Source organism: Pseudomonas sp. G7(2022), assembly GCF_052660475.1.
Window position 1 is genome coordinate 4319423 of record NZ_CP109659.1, and the last position, 15377, is coordinate 4334799.

Sequence of the window (15377 nt, forward strand, 5' to 3'; positions counted from 1 at the left end):
GTGTTGGTCGATGAGCAAAGGCTACGCCCGAGCTGGCCGTGGCAGAAATCAACGCTCTCAATAGTGGCTATCAGGTTTCCGACAGGTCAGGTTCAAATATTCACAAACGTTCTATCAATATCAATTAACAGTCTTTTGCGGAATAACAGTCAGCCCTTATAAATCCTTCATCGCGTTCGGCACTGTTGCTCCAGCAACTGTTTCCCAGGCAACAGCGGTTCAACAAACCGGCCTGAAAATCACAAAAGTACAGCCACCGACAACGCTCAAAGCCCCGCAATACGGGCCTCAAAGGAATTGGTACAGCGCTTGCTCTGCTCCGGTGACTACTCACTGCTCGCCGAGCAACTGTTGAAAAAGGAACTGACCATGTCGCGTCCACTGAAAGTCGTCGCCCTGTCCGGCGGAACCTGGCGTCCGTCCCGCACCCTGGTGCTGACCCAGGCCCTGCTGGCCGAATTGTCCGGGCACTTGCCGGTCGAGAGTCACCTGATCGAACTCGGTGACATCGCCCGTCCTCTCGGCGCCGCACTGTCGCGTCAGGAACTGCCGGCCGAGATCGAAGCCGAGCTGCAAGCCATCGAACAGGCTGACCTGTTGATCGTCGCCGCGCCGGTGTATCGCGGTTCCTATCCGGGCCTGCTCAAGCACCTGTTCGACCTGATCGATCTCAATGCGCTGATCGACACCCCTGTGCTGCTCGCCGCCACCGGTGGCAGCGAACGCCATGCGTTGGTCCTCGATCACCAATTGCGCCCGCTGTTCAGTTTCTTCCAGGCAGTGACCCTGCCGATCGGCGTGTACGCCACCGAAGCCGATTTCACCGACTACCAGATCACCAGCGAACCGCTCAAGGCGCGCATTCGCCTGGCCGCCGAACGCGCCGCGCCGCTGTTCGGCACACCTATCAAACCTTTGCTGAAAATCGCCTGAGGAGCTGTTCATGGATGTTTTCTGGTTCCTGCCGACCCACGGCGACGGTCACTATCTGGGCACCACCCAAGGCGCGCGCCCGGTTACCCTCAATTACCTGAAGCAGGTGGCGCAAGCCGCCGACAGCCTCGGCTACCACGGCGTGCTGATTCCCACCGGGCGTTCCTGCGAGGATTCGTGGGTGATCGCCTCGGCGCTGGTGCCTCTGACCGAACGCCTGCGTTATCTGGTGGCGATCCGTCCGGGAATCATTTCGCCGACCGTCTCGGCGCGCATGGCCGCCACCCTGGATCGCCTGTCCAACGGCCGCTTGCTGATCAACGTCGTGACCGGCGGTGACCCGGACGAAAACCGTGGCGACGGCAGTTTCCTCAGCCACAGCGAACGCTACGAAGTCACCGACGAGTTCCTCAAGATCTGGCGCCGCGTGTTGCAAGGCGAAGCAGTGGATTTCGAAGGCAAACACCTGAAGGTGCAGAACGCCAAAGCCTTGTATCCGCCGGTACAGAAACCCTATCCGCCGCTGTATTTCGGCGGCTCCTCCGACGCAGCCCATGATCTGGCCGCCGAGCAGGTCGACGTGCACCTGACCTGGGGCGAACCACCGGCAGCCGTGGCCGAAAAACTCGCCGATGTGCGTGAACGCGCTGCCCGCCACGGGCGCAAGGTGAAGTTCGGCATCCGCCTGCACGTGATCGTGCGCGAGACCGCCGAAGAAGCCTGGAAAGCCGCCGACAAACTGATCGAGCACATCAGCGACGAAACCATCGAGGCCGCGCAGAAATCCTTTTCGCGCTTCGACTCCGAAGGCCAGCGGCGCATGGCCGCCCTGCACGACGGGCGCCGCGACAACCTGGAAATCGCCCCCAACCTGTGGGCCGGCGTCGGCCTGGTGCGCGGCGGTGCCGGCACCGCGCTGGTCGGCGACCCTCAGCAGGTTGCGGCGCGGATCAAGGAATACGCGGACCTGGGCATCGAGAGTTTCATTTTCTCCGGCTACCCGCATCTGGAAGAGGCCTACCGCTTTGCCGAACTGGTCTTCCCGTTGTTGCCCGAGCCCTATGCAAGCCTGGCCGGACGCGGCGTGACCAACCTCACCGGGCCGTTCGGCGAAATGATCGCCAACGATGTACTGCCCGCCAAAGCCAACGCCTGAGGAAGACCGAGTGACTGCCAAACCGCAAAGCACCCTGCTCTCCCCGTTGCAGACCGCCCGCCAACTGGCCGCCGGATTCGCCCTGACCGCCGTCGAACGCGACGAACGCGGCGGCACGCCGAAAGCCGAACGTGACGCCCTGCGCGACAGCGGTCTGCTGGCCCTGAGCATTCCCACCCGTTACGGCGGTCTCGGTGCGCGCTGGAGCGAAACCCTGGAAGTCGTGCGCGAGTTCGCCAAGGTCGACAGCTCGATCGCCCACGTCTTCGGCTTTCATCATTTGATGCTCGCCACCGTGCGCCTGTTTTCGCGCCCGGAACAATGGCAACCGTGGTTCGAACAGACCGCGCGGCAGAACTGGTTCTGGGGCAACGCCCTCAATCCGCTGGACACCCGCACCGTGGTCAAGGACCTGGGTGGCTGGCGCGAGTTTTCCGGCAAGAAAAGCTTCTGCTCCGGCGCCAGCGATTCACAGATGCTGATCGCCTCGGCGGTGGATGAAAGCAACGGCGGCAAACTGCTGATCGCGGCGATTCCCAGCGGCCGCAGCGGGATCACTCTACACAACGACTGGAACAACATCGGCCAGCGCCAGACCGACAGCGGCAGCGCCACGTTCGAACGGGTGCGGGTCGAGGAATCGGAACTGCTGCTGGATCCGGGCCCGTTAAGCACACCGTTCGCCTGTTTGCGCCCGTTGATCGCGCAACTGACGTTCACCCACATGTTTCTCGGCATCGCCGAAGGTGCCTTTGAAGAGGCGCGGCAATACACCCTCAGCGAAACCCGTGTCTGGCACAAATCCTCGGTGCGCGAGGTGCGTGAAGATCCTTATGTGCTGGCCCATTACGGCGAGTTCTGGGTCGCCCTCGAGGGCATCCGCCTGCTGGTGGAACGCGCCGCTGCGTTGCTCGACGAGGCCTGGGCCAAAGGCCCGAACCTCAGCGCCGAAGAACGCGGTCATCTGGCCACGGCGATTGCCACGGCCAAGGTCGCCGCCAGCCGCCAGGGCCTGGAGATTTGCAGCCGGTTGTTCGAAGTCACCGGCGCCCGTTCGACCCACGCATCGCTGCGCCTCGACCGCCACTGGCGCAACCTGCGCACGCAAACCCTGCACGACCCTCTGGATTACAAACTCCATGAGCTGGGCGACTGGGCGCTGAATCAGGCCCTGCCGGTGCCGACGTTCTATTCCTGATTTCCTTTCGTGGAGCGAGACCCATGCAACTGCTGACCCTGCCGCCCTCACCCGCCCTGGCCACTTCGATTCGCGCCACCGCTCAGGTCTTCGAAGACCCGAAATCCCAGGCCCTGCTCGCGCATCTGCAACAAGTCGCGCCGAGCGAAGCCAGCGTGCTGATCATCGGCGAAACCGGCACCGGCAAGGAGTTGGTGGCACGGCACATCCATAACCTCAGCAACCGGCGCAACCGGCCGTTCATTGCGGTGAACTGCGGGGCGTTTTCCGAATCGCTGGTGGAAGCCGAACTGTTCGGCCATGAAAAAGGCGCCTTCACCGGCGCTCTCAGCGCCAAGGCCGGGTGGTTTGAAGAGGCGGATGGCGGCACATTGTTCCTCGATGAAATCGGCGATCTGCCGATGGCCATCCAGGTCAAATTGCTGCGGGTGTTGCAGGAACGCGAAGTGGTGCGACTCGGTTCGCGCAAGAGTATTCCCATCGATGTCCGAGTGCTCGCCGCGACCAACGTGCAACTGGAGAAAGCCATCAACGCCGGGCATTTTCGCGAGGATCTGTATTACCGGCTGAACGTGGTCAATCTGGAGCTGAGCCCGTTGCGCGAACGGCCCGGCGACATCCTGCCGCTGACCCGGCATTTCATCGAGGCCTACAGTCAGCGTCTGGGTTACGGGCGCATCACCATCAGCCCCGGCGCCGAACACAAGCTGCGCGGCTACAGTTGGCCGGGCAACATCCGCGAACTGGAAAACGTCATCCACCACACGCTGCTGATTTGCCGCAACGGCGTGATCGAGCGCGATGATCTGCGCCTGTCGAACCTGCGCATTGACCGTCCGGACGATCAGCACGGCAGTGTCGACGACTCACCGGAAGCGCTGCTCGAACGTGCCTTCCAGAAACTCTTCGAACAACAGGCCGGCGCCCTGCATGAAAAGGTCGAGGACGCGTTGCTGCGTTCGGCCTATCGCTTCTGCCACTACAACCAGGTACACACCGCCGCACTGCTCGGCTTGAGCCGCAACGTGACCCGCACGCGGCTGATCAAGATCGGCGAACTGGCGGTGAACAAGCGGCGGCCCACGGAAAACCTGCAAGGCGAGCGCTTGATCCAGTTGTCGATCTAGCCGACCAGTTGGCAGTGCAAGCCGTCGTCGTGACTGCGGGCGATGCTGCTCAGCACCTGGAATGAACCGAAGGTCACGGTGCGCGCCTGATGGGTGCGGATCAGTTGCCAGAAGTCCTGCTCGCCGGTTTCGAAACTCTGGAACGCTGCCTCCCCCGCCTCGCGGGATTGCCATTGCAGAAAGCTCAAGACTCGCCGACCGTCGTCACTGGCCTGGACACTGGCGCTGACGAAGCCGGCATAACGCTGGGCCAGACGTTCGGTCTGCACCGCCAGCGCCGAGACCAGCGCCAGTTGCTGGCCGGGCTCGATTTCGAATTCGATCAATTGGGTGAAGCTGCGGTTTTTTGCGGGTGCTTGCATGAGATCCCCACTCTGTCAGGTGAATCTTGCGGTTCGAAGGCCTGCAGGGTAAAACCTCGAGTTAACTTGAGGTCAAGGAGCAATTTTCAAATGGTCACTGCGGAAAATCTGCACAGACAACTCAGCGTCGGCGAAGTCGCGGCACGCAGCGGCGTGGCGGTGACCGCCCTGCACTTTTATGAATCCAAGGGATTGATCAAGAGCCAGCGCAATGCCGGCAACCAGCGGCGTTATCCACGGGAAGTGCTGCGGCGAGTGGCGCTGATCAAAGTGGCGCAACGGCTGGGGATTCCACTGGCGGAAATCGGCGAGGCGTTGAAACAGCTACCGGACAACCGCGCGCCGACGGCGTCGGACTGGAAGGTGCTGTCGGAGCAGTGGCGGCGGGAGCTGGACGAACGGATCAATCAGTTGACGCTGCTGCGGGATCGACTGACCGGTTGCATCGGTTGTGGGTGTCTGTCGATGCAAGCCTGTCCGCTGCGCAATCAGGGTGATGTGCTGGGCGAGCAAGGACCGGGGGCGCACTTTCTCGATGTCCCGGGTCGTTGATGTGGTCGGGACGGGCGACCAGAAACTCGATGTACAGGCTCTTGCCCTTCTCGGATGAAGTCGGTGAAGACCTTGATGTCCAGATCCACGCCTTCCCTGGCCAGGGTCGGTTTGACGAATGGGCGATAAAAACCCGCGCATTCTGTGGCTTCACTGTCGATGGCTGAACACTGCTCGTCGGGTACTCGGTCGGGCCGGCGACACACGCCTATAGTTGAGCGACCGGTAACCCCGGCGAAGCCACACCTTCAACCACCCATAAAAACAGGGCGACAAAAAAAGGAGTACGCCATGAGCGTTCAACCTATTCCCGAGGGGTATCACAGCATTACCCCGTATCTCGGCATTCACAAAGCTGCCGAAGCCATCGACTTCTACAAAAAAGCATTCGGTGCCACCGAAGTCATGCGCCTGAGCATGCCTGACGGTCGCGTCGGCCATTGCGAACTGCGCATCGGCGACAGCGCCATTATGCTTGGCACACCCTGTGACCAAGGGCCATTGAGCAATCCGGACAACGCCGTGTCCGTCGGTTTGCATCTGTACGTGACCGATGTCGACAAGTCGTTCCAGCGCGCACTGGATGCCGGGGCGACGGCCGTGTCCCAGGTCAAGGATCAGTTCTACGGGGATCGCAGCGGTACGTTGAAAGATCCGTACGGGCATCTGTGGTTCCTGGCCACCCGCAAGGAAGATCTGACCCAGGAGCAGATCGAGCAACGGGCAAAGGAAATGTTTCAGCAGGGTTAGCAACGGCGAGAGTCCATTCCCGCGCAGCGCGCGGGATGGGCCTACACGATTCATGAACCGTCGAACCACGCTTCACGTCTTGTCATGAACGCCCGGCAATTCCACGATGCAGGCCACCCGCCTGAATAAAGGATCTCCCCCGATGTTTGCCGGATTCGTCAAAGATCAGCGCCACGTCAATGGCGTGGACATCACCTACCGCATCAAAGGCACCGGGCCTGGCCTGCTGTTGTTGCACGGGCACCCGCAGACCCACGTCATCTGGCACAAGGTCGCCGAGCAACTGGCCGAGCACTTCACTGTGGTCGCCGCCGACCTGCGTGGTTACGGCGACAGCAGTCGTCCGCCGGCGGATGAAGCTCATCTCAATTATTCCAAGCGCGAGATGGCCCGCGACGGCGTGGAATTGATGAACGCGTTGGGCTTCGAGCAATTCTCGATCCTTGCCCATGATCGTGGTGCGCGGGTTGCCCATCGCCTGGCCCTCGATCATCCCGAAGCCGTGCAGCGCATGGTCCTGCTGGACATCGCGCCGACGCTGGCGATGTACAGCCAGACCAACGAAGCTTTTGCACGGGCCTATTGGCACTGGTTTTTCCTGATCCGCCCGGCACCACTGCCGGAAACCCTGATCGAAGCCGACCCTGAAGGCTATCTGCGCAGCGTCATGGGCAGTCGCAGCGCCGGGCTCAAGCCATTTACCGACGAGGCTTTCGGCGAATACCTGCGCTGCCTCAAGCTGCCCGGCAGCGCACGCGGCATCTGCGAGGACTACCGCGCCAGTGCCGGCATCGATCTGGAACACGACCGCGCCGACCTCGAGGCCGGCCATTATCTGAGCTTGCCACTGCTGGTGCTGTGGGGTGCCGAAGGTACGGTCGGTCGTTGCTTCGACCCGCTCAGCGAATGGCAGCAGGTGGCCACCGACGTGCGCGGCAAGTCTTTGCCAGCCGGCCACTATCTCGCCGAAGAAGTCCCGCAACTGTTGCTCGCCGAAGCGCTGGCGTTCCTGCGCTGAGCCATCCCTTCCTCCCGCTCACCACAACGCCGACCGGCGGCGTGGTGAGATTGCGATCGCGAAACATTTACTTTCATATCTTTCATCGGGATTTGCTTCGGTCATCCGTCTTATAGAGATGCGGGCCGGTCGCGTAGGCAAAAGCCACGACCGGCCCTTCAGGGACTCCCACGCTGCGAAGCCCGTAGCGTCCAGTCCTCTCACCGAATCAAGACCGGTCATCATGTCGAAGAAATCCCGCTCGAAACTGTGGTTCCTGGTACACAGCTGGCTCGCGTTGCCGATCTGGTTTTTTGTCCTGATTGTCTGCGTCACCGGCACCCTGGCGGTCGTCAGCCAGGAAATCGTCTGGCTGGCCAACCCGCAAATGCGCGCCAGCGCACCCTCGGACGATGCGCCCCGCCTGAGCTATGACCAGATCCTCGCCGAAATCAAAAAGGCCGAACCGCAGACCCTGGTGCAGAGCATCAACCGGCCGGACGAATCGCACTTTGCCCTCGACGTCGACGTCAGCTACCCAGACGGCCGCTCGCTGACGGTCTACGTCAACCCGTACACCGGCGTGATCCAGGGCACGGCACCAAACTTCAACTTCAAGGCCTTCACCCGTGCGCTGCACGGCTGGTGGCTGGTGCCGTTCACCAACGGTTTCAGCTGGGGCTGGTATCTGGTGTCCTTCCTCGGCCTGCCGATGCTGGCTTCGCTGGTGACCGGGCTGGTGGTATACAAGCGCTTCTGGAAAGGCTTTTTCCGCCCGACCCTGCGCTTCAATCACGGCGCACGGATTTTCTGGGGCGACTTTCACCGCTTGAGCGGCATCTGGTCGATCTGGTTCATCGCGGTGATTTCGATCACCGGTACCTGGTTCCTGATCCAGGCGCTGCTGTCGGACAACCAGATCTCCATTTCCAGCGAGCCGATCATCCCGGCCATGTCCCGTGAAGCCGTGCCGCTGTCGAGCGACGGTTCACCACCGCCGCGGATCAGCCTCGACCGCGCCATCGAAATCGCCCAGACGAAAATCCCCGGCCTCGAAGCCAGCTTCATCAGCCTGCCGGGCAATGCCTACGCGCATATGGATATCGGCGGCCGCGGCTGGTATCCGCTGATGTACCAGACCGCCACGCTCAACCCGTACAGCGGCGACGTGGCGGCTTCACGGCTGCTGTCCGATCGCACGTCGCTGGAATTCGTTACCGAATCCATGCGCCCGCTGCACACCGGGGATTTCGGCGGCCTGTGGATCAAGCTGATCTGGTTCTTCTTCGGCCTGCTGCTGAGCATGATGGTCCTCAGCGGCCTGCTGATCTGGACCAAACGCACCGCGCTGGCCACCGCCAACGCCCTCAAGCGCGAGCACAAGAAACAGCGCGTTCAGGCGCAACCGGCCCTGCGCCGTGAAACGTCGGAGGCCAACCTGTGAGCAAGTCCACTAGCGTGGCTCAGCCTTCACGGCTGAGCATGATCTGGCACAAATGGCGCTTCCACATCAATGTGCTGTTGCTGCTGATCCCCTTGGGCTTCATGCCCAAATACTTTGCCGACGCCGCGTTGTTCCGTGGCGACAGCGGCCTGGGCGAACGCGAAATTGGCGAGATCCAGGTCGGGCCGTGGAGCCTGCGCCTGGCCGAACTGCGTGACGAAGCGCCGCGTTCCGACGGCCCGGCAGGCTATCTGAAAGGTTTCAATGCCGCCCTGTGCGATGCCTGTATCGAGCCGGTCAAGGCCACCTACCTGCGCATCGGCAAGCCGCGCAGCCTGCGCGCCGCCGGTTCAATCTTCTTCGGCACGCCGTACCGCATGGGCATCCAGTTGCCGGTGCCGGAAAAAACCAGAGCCGACGCCGAACTGTGGATCACCATGGAAGGCTGGGACGGCAGCATGCATCAAGCCTCGATTTCGCTGAGCCAGGCCTCACCCGCCACCGTTGCCTGGCTGAACAAACAAGGAGCCAAACCATGAGCCGTCCTTTCCGTCTTGGCATGAGCGCCGCATGGCTGGCGCTGTGTGCCGTTTTCAGTACCAGCGCCCTGGCCCACAACCCGATGTGTGAGTGCAAGGCCATCGATGCCGAACAGATCAAATGCACCGGCGGTTTCTCCGACGGCAGCGGCGCGCCGGGGGTGACCCTCGATGTGATCGGCTACGACGAAACCATCCTGGTGCCGGGCAAGCTCGGCGCCGATTCGACCCTGACCTTCAAGAAACCCGGCGCCGAGTTCTACGTGCTGTTCGACGCGGGCCCCGGCCATGTGGTCGAAATCGACCAAGCGGATATCGAATCCCCATGACCACGCCGACCACTCAAGTTGTTCGCCCCGCCGGCGCCGGCCATGAAACCCTCAATGTGCTGCTGATGTGCCTGCTGATCCTCACAGTCGCCGGTTCCGTGGTGGCGTGGCGCGGGGTTTCCCACGAGCCTGAGCCGGTTTCCAGCCATCAGCTCGATGCCCGTCGCGACCTCGGCGCCAGCGAGCAAGGCATCTACGCCGACCTGCGGGTAACCCTCGACGAAATCCACCTGTTGCGTGAAGAACAGCAAACACTGCCAACCCCGCAGAACCTGGCGAATGAAGGTTTCGCACCGTTCGCCCAGGACGCCAGCTCTGTGAGTCGTGGCGGCCATGTCTGGCAATTGCTGGCCAATGCCGCCTACTTCGGCCACAGCCAGGCACCGGCCGTGGCCGGCTCGTTTCTGATGCGCCTGAACGCTGCGAATGACGCCGCGCCGGACATCTGGCTCAACCGCGCCGCCGATCTGCAAGCCCCGTCAGACCTGTCCGACGCGGCACTGACCGCTGCCGGATGGAAACAGATCGTCGCGCAATTCGATGCCGGGGTGACCCGCGAACATCGTCATTGAACCCACGCCTTCATTCGAGAGAAGACCGCTTGCCCATGCCTAGTTCATCTCAACGCCGCCCCTTCCTGCGCCTGCTGCTGATCGGCCTGTGCGCCTGCCTGCTGAGCCCGCTGGCCAGCGCCGATCCGGCCAAGCGCCTGCGCATCGGCATCACCCTGCACCCTTATTACAGCTATGTGGCGAACATCGTCGGCGACAAGGCCGAGGTCGTGCCGCTGATTCCCGCCGGTTTCAACCCCCACGCCTACGAGCCTCGCGCCGAAGACATCAAGCGCATCAGCGGGCTCGACGTGATCGTGCTCAACGGCGTCGGCCATGACGACTTCGCCGACCGCATGATCGCCGCCAGCGAAACACCGGACATCAAGACCATCGAAGCCAACGAAAACGTACCGCTGCTGGCCGCCACCGGAGTGGCCGCGCGCGGTGCCGGCAAAGTGGTGAACCCGCACACGTTCCTGTCGATCAGCGCCTCGATTGCCCAGGTCAACAACATCGCCCGGGAACTGGGCAAGCTCGACCCGGACAACGCCAAGACCTACACCCAGAACGCCCGCGCCTACGGCAAACGCCTGCGGCAGATGCGCGCCGACGCCCTGGCCAAACTGACCCAGGCGCCGAACGCGGAACTGCGAGTGGCCACGGTGCACGCCGCTTATGACTACCTGCTGCGCGAATTCGGTCTGGAAGTGACGGCGGTGGTCGAGCCGGCCCACGGCATCGAGCCAAGCCCAAGCCAGTTGAAGAAAACCATCGATCAATTGCGGGAACTGGACGTGAAAGTGATCTTCTCCGAGATGGACTTCCCCTCCACTTACGTCGAAACCATCCAGCGTGAATCCGGTGTGAAGCTGTACCCGCTGTCGCACATTTCCTACGGCGAATACACCGCCGACAAGTATGAAAAGGAAATGACCGGCAACCTCAACACCGTGGTTCGGGCGATTCAGGAGTCCGGTGCATGACGGCTCAGGAAAACCTCTCAATCATCAGCAGTGGCCCGACCCTGGAATTTGCCGAGGTCAGCCTGACGCTGGGTCGCACCACGATCCTGGACAAGGTGACCTTCCAGGTGCAGCCCGGCCACGTACATGCGCTGGTCGGCCCCAACGGCGGCGGCAAGAGCTCGCTGATCAAGACCCTGCTCGGACAGATGCCCCATCAGGGCCGGCTCAGCCTGCAATGGCCCGGCGAGCCCGGCACCATCGGCTACGTGCCGCAGGCGCTGGAGTTCGACCGGGGACTGCCGATGACCGTCGACGACTTCATGGCTGCGATGTGTCAGCGTCGCCCGGCCTTTCTCGGCCTGAGCAAACGCTACGCCGGCGCCATCGGCGATGCGCTGGAGCGGGTCGGCATGCAGGATAAACGCAAGCGCCGGATGGGCGCGCTGTCCGGCGGTGAACGCCAGCGGGTGCTGCTCGCCCAAGGCCTGATTCCTGCGCCGCAATTGCTGGTGCTGGATGAACCGATGTCGGCCCTCGACGAAGCCGGGATCCAGGTGTTCGAACGTTTGCTCGGCGACTGGCGTGCGGCGGGCATCACCGTGCTGTGGATCGAGCACGATCTGGAAGCGGTCGGGCGTCTGGCCAATCGCGTCACCGGCCTCAACCGCCGGGTGCTGTTCGACGCCACGCCGCAACAGGCCCTGACCCCGGAACGCCTGCTGACCCTGTTCTCCACCCATCCACGGAGCGCTGCCTGATGAGTTACGAAGCCTTTCGTTTGATGGTGCAAGGCTGGGCCTCTTCCGGTTACCTGCCGGAAGCCCTGGCCTACGGCTTTGTGGTCAATGCGCTGCTCGCCGGCCTGTTGATCGGCCCGGTGCTGGGTGGCCTCGGCACGCTGGTGGTGGTCAAGCGCTTCGCGTTTTTCTCCGAGGCGGTGGGGCATGCGGCGCTGACCGGCGTGGCCATCGGTATTCTGCTCGGCGAACCCTACACCGGCCCGTACGGCAGCCTGTTTGGTTACTGCCTGCTGTTCGGCATTCTGCTCAATTACCTGCGCAACCGTACCGGCCTGGCACCCGACACTTTGATCGGCGTGTTCCTGTCGGTGTCTCTCGCTCTGGGTGCCAGCCTGCTGCTGATCCTGGCGGGCAAGATCAACGTGCACATCCTGGAAAACGTGTTGTTCGGCTCGGTACTGACCGTGAACGGCAACGATCTGCTGGTGCTGGCGATTGTCGGCTCACTGGTGATGGCGCTGGCCCTGCCGCTGTACAACCGGATCATGCTGGCCAGCTTCAACCCGCAGCTGGCGGCGGTGCGTGGCGTCGCGGTGAAGACCCTGGATTACCTGTTCGTGATTCTGGTGACGCTGATCACCGTCGCGGCAGTGAAAGTCATTGGCGCGATTCTGGTCGGCGCGCTGCTGGTGATTCCGGCAGCCGCCGCCCGGTTGCTCAGCCAGTCGCTCAAGGGCTTTTTCTGGTGTTCGGTGCTGATTGCCACGGTCAGCACGCTGTGCGGGATTCTCGCGCCCATTGTGTTCGATCTGCCGATTCCGTCCGGCGCCGCGATCATTCTGGTCGCCGGTATCGCCTTCGCCCTCGCCGCGATTGCCCGGGGCATCGTCCCCAGTCTGAAAGGGAACCTTGGATAAATGGCTTTTTCATTGCGACAACTGACCTTGGTCATCGCCCTCAGCGGCGCGTTTTCGAGCCCTCTGCTGGCTGCCGAGAAACCGTTGCGGGTGCTGGCCTCGTTGCCCATCACTTATGGCCTGGGCGAAGTCCTGCTCAAAGGCACCGACATCAGCCTCGAACGCGCAGCGCCGGCGAATCTGCCGGGCAGTCGCCAGACGGCCTACTTCACCGGTCGCGGCGCCCCGGCGCTGAGCAAACTGGCCACCGGCGCCGATGCGGTGATCGGCGTGCGCTCGCTGTGGGCCGATGATCCGCTGTACCCGATCGCCCGCCGCAGCAACATCCGCATCGTCGAAGTCGACGCCGCCCGCCCGGTGGACGGTGCCCTGCCCGGCATTGCCGTGCAACCGGGGCTCAAGGTCGACGGTCTGAACAGCCAGCCGTGGCTCGCGAGCAACAACATGGGGCGCATGGCGGACGTGATGGCCGCGGATCTGGTGCGCCTGGCGCCGAAGGACAAACCGAAGATAGAAGCCAATCTGGCGGCGCTGAAACAGCGTCTGTTGAAACTCAGCGCCGACAGCGAGGCACGTCTGGCCAGTGCCGATAATTTGAGCGTGATGAGCCTGAGCGATCACTTCGGCTATCTGATCGGCAGCCTGAATCTGGAGCTGATCGGACAGGATCCGCGACCGGACACCGAATGGACGCCGCAAGACCTGAAAAAATTGACGGCAACGCTCAAGGACAACGACGTGGCAGTGGTGCTGCACCATCGCCAGCCGTCGGATGCGGTGAAAGCGGCGATTGCCGAGTCGGGCAGTCATCTGTTGGTGCTGAGCACCGATGCGGTGGATCCGGTGGCTGAACTGGAAGGGAATGTGGATGCGCTGCTCAAGGGCCTGAGCGGCACGTAAGCCAGTCCTCTGGACATGATAAAACCCGCTGACTGTTTCCAGTCCAGCGGGTTTCTTTTTGGCTGAAGACTTACTGTGCTGTCGCTTGCGCTTCCATCTTCTGACGCAGGCTCAGTGGACGCATGTCGGTCCAGACTTCCTCGATGTAGGCCAGGCACTCTTTCTTCATGCCGCTCTTGCCCACGGCGCGCCAGCCTTGCGGAATGGCCTTGTAATCCGGCCAGATCGAGTACTGTTCTTCGTGGTTGACCACGACCTGAAAGAGGATGTCCTCGCGGTCGAATACTGACGTCATGCTGTGTCTCCATCGTTGTAAGGGTGGGCTGCACGGCGGGTGCAGCCGGGTATGTAGAAGGAACGTTCGGCGCGGCGAAAAATTTACAGGGCCGCGGTCGCCGCACTCAGCGCACGGCCGAAGATCTCGGCGACGCGATCGATTTCAGCGGCGGTGATCACCAGCGGCGGCAGGAAACGCACCACCGCACCATGACGGCCGCCCAATTCCAGGATCAGCCCGCGCTTGAGGCACTCGCGCTGTACCAGCGGCGCCAGACGTGCGAAGACCGGTGGGTGGCCCAATGCATCCGGCGTACCGTCCGGATCAACCAGCTCGACGCCGAGCATCAGGCCTCGACCGCGAATATCGCCCAGTTGCGGGAAGTCACGTTGCAGGATGTGCAGATGCTCGCTCAGGCGTTCGCCCATGGCGGCGGCGTGATCGCAGACCTTGTGCTCGACCAGGTAACGCATCACCGCGCAACCGGCGGCCATCGCCATCTGGTTGCCACGGAAGGTACCGGCGTGGGCGCCGGGCTGCCAGGTATCGAGCCAGTCGCGATAGACCACCACCGCCAGCGGCAGGCTGCCGCCGATGGCTTTGGACAGCACCACCACGTCCGGGATGATGTCGGCGTGCTCGAAGGCAAACATCTTGCCGGTACGGGCAAAACCGCTCTGGATCTCGTCGACGATCAGTGCAACGCCGGCCTTTTCGGTGATGCGGCGCAGACCGCGCAGCCACTCGATGTCGGCCGGAATCACACCGCCCTCACCCTGCACCGCCTCGACGATCACCGCCGCCGGCAATTGCACACCGGCCTCGGGATCATTGAGCAGGTTTTCCAGGTAACTCAGGTTGGCCTTCACGCCCGCCGCGCCGCCGAGGCCGAACGGGCAACGGTAGTCGTACGGGAACGGCATGAATTGCACGCCATTGCTGAGCAGCGCGCCCAACGGTTTTTTCGGTCCCAGGCTGCCCATCAGGCTCAACGCGCCCTGGCTCATGCCGTGGTAACCGCCGGAGAACGACAGCACGGTGCTGCGCCCGGTGGCGGTGCGCACCAGTTTCAGCGCGGCTTCCACGGCGTCGGTGCCGGTCGGGCCGCAGAACTGGATCTTCGCCTGGGAAGCCAGCGCTGGGGGCAACAGGCCGAACAGGTCCTGAACGAATTGATCCTTCACCGGCGTGGTCAGGTCCAGGGTATGCAGCGGCAGCTCATCGGCCAGCACCTGCTGGATCGCCTCGATCACCACCGGGTGGTTGTGCCCCAAGGCCAGTGTGCCGGCACCGGCGAGGCAATCGATGAACGTGCGCCCTTCAACGTCCTCGACATACAGACCCTTGGCACGTTTGAGCGCCAGGGGAATGCGCCTCGGGTAGCTGCGGGCATTGGACTCCTGCTGGCTCTGACGGGCCAGCAACGGCGATTCACTGAACTGATACAGCGTTTCAGCCGGCGCGGAGGCGATCCGGGCCGACGACTCTTCGATAAGGCTGGTGGCGACTGACATCTCTCGACCCCTCAATACGCTATGGATAGTGACCAAAACTGCACACCGCACAGGTGCGCGTTCCGGTCGCGGGGCGCACATGCAGGTTTTCCTGTTCTGGAAACGCACCAGCCGCTCGAGGAT

General features: G+C 62.7%; 18 protein-coding genes and 1 pseudogene. 15 read left to right on the top strand and 4 right to left on the bottom strand.

From position 1 onward, the window contains the following. Positions 1-369: 369 nt before the first annotated feature. From msuE to NE357_RS19645, 4 genes are read left to right on the top strand one after another with little or no spacing between them, the layout of a single operon-like run. On the top strand, positions 370-933 hold the full coding sequence (msuE, locus tag NE357_RS19630; protein WP_169431258.1) for an FMN reductase: 564 nt from the start codon (positions 370-372) through the stop codon (positions 931-933). A gap of 10 nt (positions 934-943) precedes the next feature. Then, entirely contained in the window at positions 944-2089 is a 1146-nt protein-coding gene (gene ssuD, locus NE357_RS19635) for an FMNH2-dependent alkanesulfonate monooxygenase (protein ID WP_169431259.1), read from the top strand. Between the two features lie 10 nt (positions 2090-2099). Continuing rightward, a complete protein-coding gene (locus NE357_RS19640) occupies positions 2100-3287 on the top strand; it encodes an acyl-CoA dehydrogenase family protein (RefSeq protein WP_169431260.1) in 1188 nt (395 codons plus the stop codon). A gap of 23 nt (positions 3288-3310) precedes the next feature. After that, positions 3311-4414, top strand: coding sequence for a sigma-54 interaction domain-containing protein (locus tag NE357_RS19645; RefSeq protein ID WP_085710689.1), 1104 nt, complete (start codon positions 3311-3313; stop codon positions 4412-4414). Here NE357_RS19645 and NE357_RS19650 read toward each other — a convergent pair. Continuing rightward, positions 4411-4776 (bottom strand): antibiotic biosynthesis monooxygenase, encoded by a 366-nt coding sequence (locus NE357_RS19650; RefSeq protein ID WP_169431261.1) that lies wholly within the window; start codon positions 4774-4776, stop codon positions 4411-4413. The genes NE357_RS19645 and NE357_RS19650 overlap by 4 nt on opposite strands. 90 nt (positions 4777-4866) lie before the next feature. Between NE357_RS19650 and soxR the strand changes: the two genes are divergently transcribed. After that, the gene (gene soxR, locus NE357_RS19655) at positions 4867-5328 is read left to right on the top strand and encodes a redox-sensitive transcriptional activator SoxR (RefSeq protein ID WP_169431262.1); all 462 of its coding nucleotides are present in this window, start codon (positions 4867-4869) and stop codon (positions 5326-5328) included. A 38-nt stretch (positions 5329-5366) separates the two neighbouring features. Here soxR and NE357_RS19660 read toward each other — a convergent pair. Then, a pseudogene (locus NE357_RS19660) lies at positions 5367-5447 on the bottom strand (MetQ/NlpA family ABC transporter substrate-binding protein); the annotation flags it as partial. Positions 5448-5619: 172 nt separating this feature from the next. Between NE357_RS19660 and NE357_RS19665 the strand changes: the two are divergent. From NE357_RS19665 to NE357_RS19710, 10 genes are all read left to right on the top strand, one after another. Beyond that, positions 5620-6078, top strand: coding sequence for a VOC family protein (locus NE357_RS19665; RefSeq protein ID WP_169431263.1), 459 nt, complete (start codon positions 5620-5622; stop codon positions 6076-6078). 142 nt (positions 6079-6220) lie between these two features. Then, a complete protein-coding gene (locus NE357_RS19670) occupies positions 6221-7096 on the top strand; it encodes an alpha/beta fold hydrolase (RefSeq protein WP_169431264.1) in 876 nt (291 codons plus the stop codon). Positions 7097-7319: 223 nt separating this feature from the next. Further along, positions 7320-8519: a PepSY-associated TM helix domain-containing protein gene (locus tag NE357_RS19675; RefSeq protein WP_169431265.1), complete on the top strand. Its 1200-nt coding sequence runs from the start codon at positions 7320-7322 to the stop codon at positions 8517-8519. A 38-nt stretch (positions 8520-8557) separates the two neighbouring features. Beyond that, positions 8558-9058: a thiamine pyrophosphate-binding protein gene (locus NE357_RS19680; protein ID WP_432760332.1), complete on the top strand. Its 501-nt coding sequence runs from the start codon at positions 8558-8560 to the stop codon at positions 9056-9058. Beyond that, positions 9055-9387, top strand: coding sequence for a hypothetical protein (locus tag NE357_RS19685; protein WP_169431267.1), 333 nt, complete (start codon positions 9055-9057; stop codon positions 9385-9387). The genes NE357_RS19680 and NE357_RS19685 overlap by 4 nt, the downstream gene beginning before the upstream one ends. Further along, positions 9384-9959 carry a DUF6162 family protein gene (locus NE357_RS19690; RefSeq protein ID WP_169431268.1) on the top strand — a complete coding sequence of 192 codons (576 nt, stop codon included), beginning with the start codon at positions 9384-9386 and terminating at the stop codon, positions 9957-9959. The genes NE357_RS19685 and NE357_RS19690 overlap by 4 nt, the downstream gene beginning before the upstream one ends. 35 nt (positions 9960-9994) lie before the next feature. Then, a complete protein-coding gene (locus tag NE357_RS19695) occupies positions 9995-10924 on the top strand; it encodes a metal ABC transporter substrate-binding protein (RefSeq protein ID WP_169431269.1) in 930 nt (309 codons plus the stop codon). Beyond that, positions 10921-11664, top strand: a complete 744-nt coding sequence (locus NE357_RS19700; protein ID WP_169431270.1) for a metal ABC transporter ATP-binding protein — start codon at positions 10921-10923, stop codon at positions 11662-11664. The genes NE357_RS19695 and NE357_RS19700 overlap by 4 nt, the downstream gene beginning before the upstream one ends. Continuing rightward, positions 11664-12563 carry a metal ABC transporter permease gene (locus NE357_RS19705; protein WP_007906536.1) on the top strand — a complete coding sequence of 300 codons (900 nt, stop codon included), beginning with the start codon at positions 11664-11666 and terminating at the stop codon, positions 12561-12563. The genes NE357_RS19700 and NE357_RS19705 overlap by 1 nt, the downstream gene beginning before the upstream one ends. After that, positions 12564-13463 (top strand): metal ABC transporter substrate-binding protein, encoded by a 900-nt coding sequence (locus NE357_RS19710; protein ID WP_169431271.1) that lies wholly within the window; start codon positions 12564-12566, stop codon positions 13461-13463. It begins immediately after the preceding gene. A 70-nt stretch (positions 13464-13533) separates the two neighbouring features. On the opposite strand, the gene NE357_RS19715 is transcribed toward NE357_RS19710, so the two are convergent. Together NE357_RS19715 and NE357_RS19720 are read right to left on the bottom strand one after the other, a co-directional pair. Continuing rightward, the gene (locus NE357_RS19715) at positions 13534-13758 is read right to left on the bottom strand and encodes an MbtH family protein (RefSeq protein WP_169431272.1); all 225 of its coding nucleotides are present in this window, start codon (positions 13756-13758) and stop codon (positions 13534-13536) included. A gap of 83 nt (positions 13759-13841) precedes the next feature. Continuing rightward, positions 13842-15254 (bottom strand): aspartate aminotransferase family protein, encoded by a 1413-nt coding sequence (locus tag NE357_RS19720; protein WP_169431273.1) that lies wholly within the window; start codon positions 15252-15254, stop codon positions 13842-13844. Between the last annotated feature and the right edge of the window lie 123 nt (positions 15255-15377).

Coding starts and splice junctions, on each gene's coding strand:
- NE357_RS19665 (WP_169431263.1), top strand. CDS start 5,620: ATGAGCGTTCAACCTATTCCCGAGGGGTATCACAGCATTACCCCGTAT.
- NE357_RS19685 (WP_169431267.1), top strand. CDS start 9,055: ATGAGCCGTCCTTTCCGTCTTGGCATGAGCGCCGCATGGCTGGCGCTG.
- NE357_RS19700 (WP_169431270.1), top strand. CDS start 10,921: ATGACGGCTCAGGAAAACCTCTCAATCATCAGCAGTGGCCCGACCCTG.
- NE357_RS19715 (WP_169431272.1), bottom strand. CDS start 13,758: ATGACGTCAGTATTCGACCGCGAGGACATCCTCTTTCAGGTCGTGGTC.
- NE357_RS19695 (WP_169431269.1), top strand. CDS start 9,995: ATGCCTAGTTCATCTCAACGCCGCCCCTTCCTGCGCCTGCTGCTGATC.
- NE357_RS19680 (WP_432760332.1), top strand. CDS start 8,558: ATGATCTGGCACAAATGGCGCTTCCACATCAATGTGCTGTTGCTGCTG.
- ssuD (WP_169431259.1), top strand. CDS start 944: ATGGATGTTTTCTGGTTCCTGCCGACCCACGGCGACGGTCACTATCTG.
- NE357_RS19670 (WP_169431264.1), top strand. CDS start 6,221: ATGTTTGCCGGATTCGTCAAAGATCAGCGCCACGTCAATGGCGTGGAC.
- soxR (WP_169431262.1), top strand. CDS start 4,867: ATGGTCACTGCGGAAAATCTGCACAGACAACTCAGCGTCGGCGAAGTC.
- NE357_RS19710 (WP_169431271.1), top strand. CDS start 12,564: ATGGCTTTTTCATTGCGACAACTGACCTTGGTCATCGCCCTCAGCGGC.
- NE357_RS19690 (WP_169431268.1), top strand. CDS start 9,384: ATGACCACGCCGACCACTCAAGTTGTTCGCCCCGCCGGCGCCGGCCAT.
- msuE (WP_169431258.1), top strand. CDS start 370: ATGTCGCGTCCACTGAAAGTCGTCGCCCTGTCCGGCGGAACCTGGCGT.
- NE357_RS19645 (WP_085710689.1), top strand. CDS start 3,311: ATGCAACTGCTGACCCTGCCGCCCTCACCCGCCCTGGCCACTTCGATT.
- NE357_RS19705 (WP_007906536.1), top strand. CDS start 11,664: ATGAGTTACGAAGCCTTTCGTTTGATGGTGCAAGGCTGGGCCTCTTCC.
- NE357_RS19720 (WP_169431273.1), bottom strand. CDS start 15,254: ATGTCAGTCGCCACCAGCCTTATCGAAGAGTCGTCGGCCCGGATCGCC.
- NE357_RS19675 (WP_169431265.1), top strand. CDS start 7,320: ATGTCGAAGAAATCCCGCTCGAAACTGTGGTTCCTGGTACACAGCTGG.
- NE357_RS19650 (WP_169431261.1), bottom strand. CDS start 4,776: ATGCAAGCACCCGCAAAAAACCGCAGCTTCACCCAATTGATCGAATTC.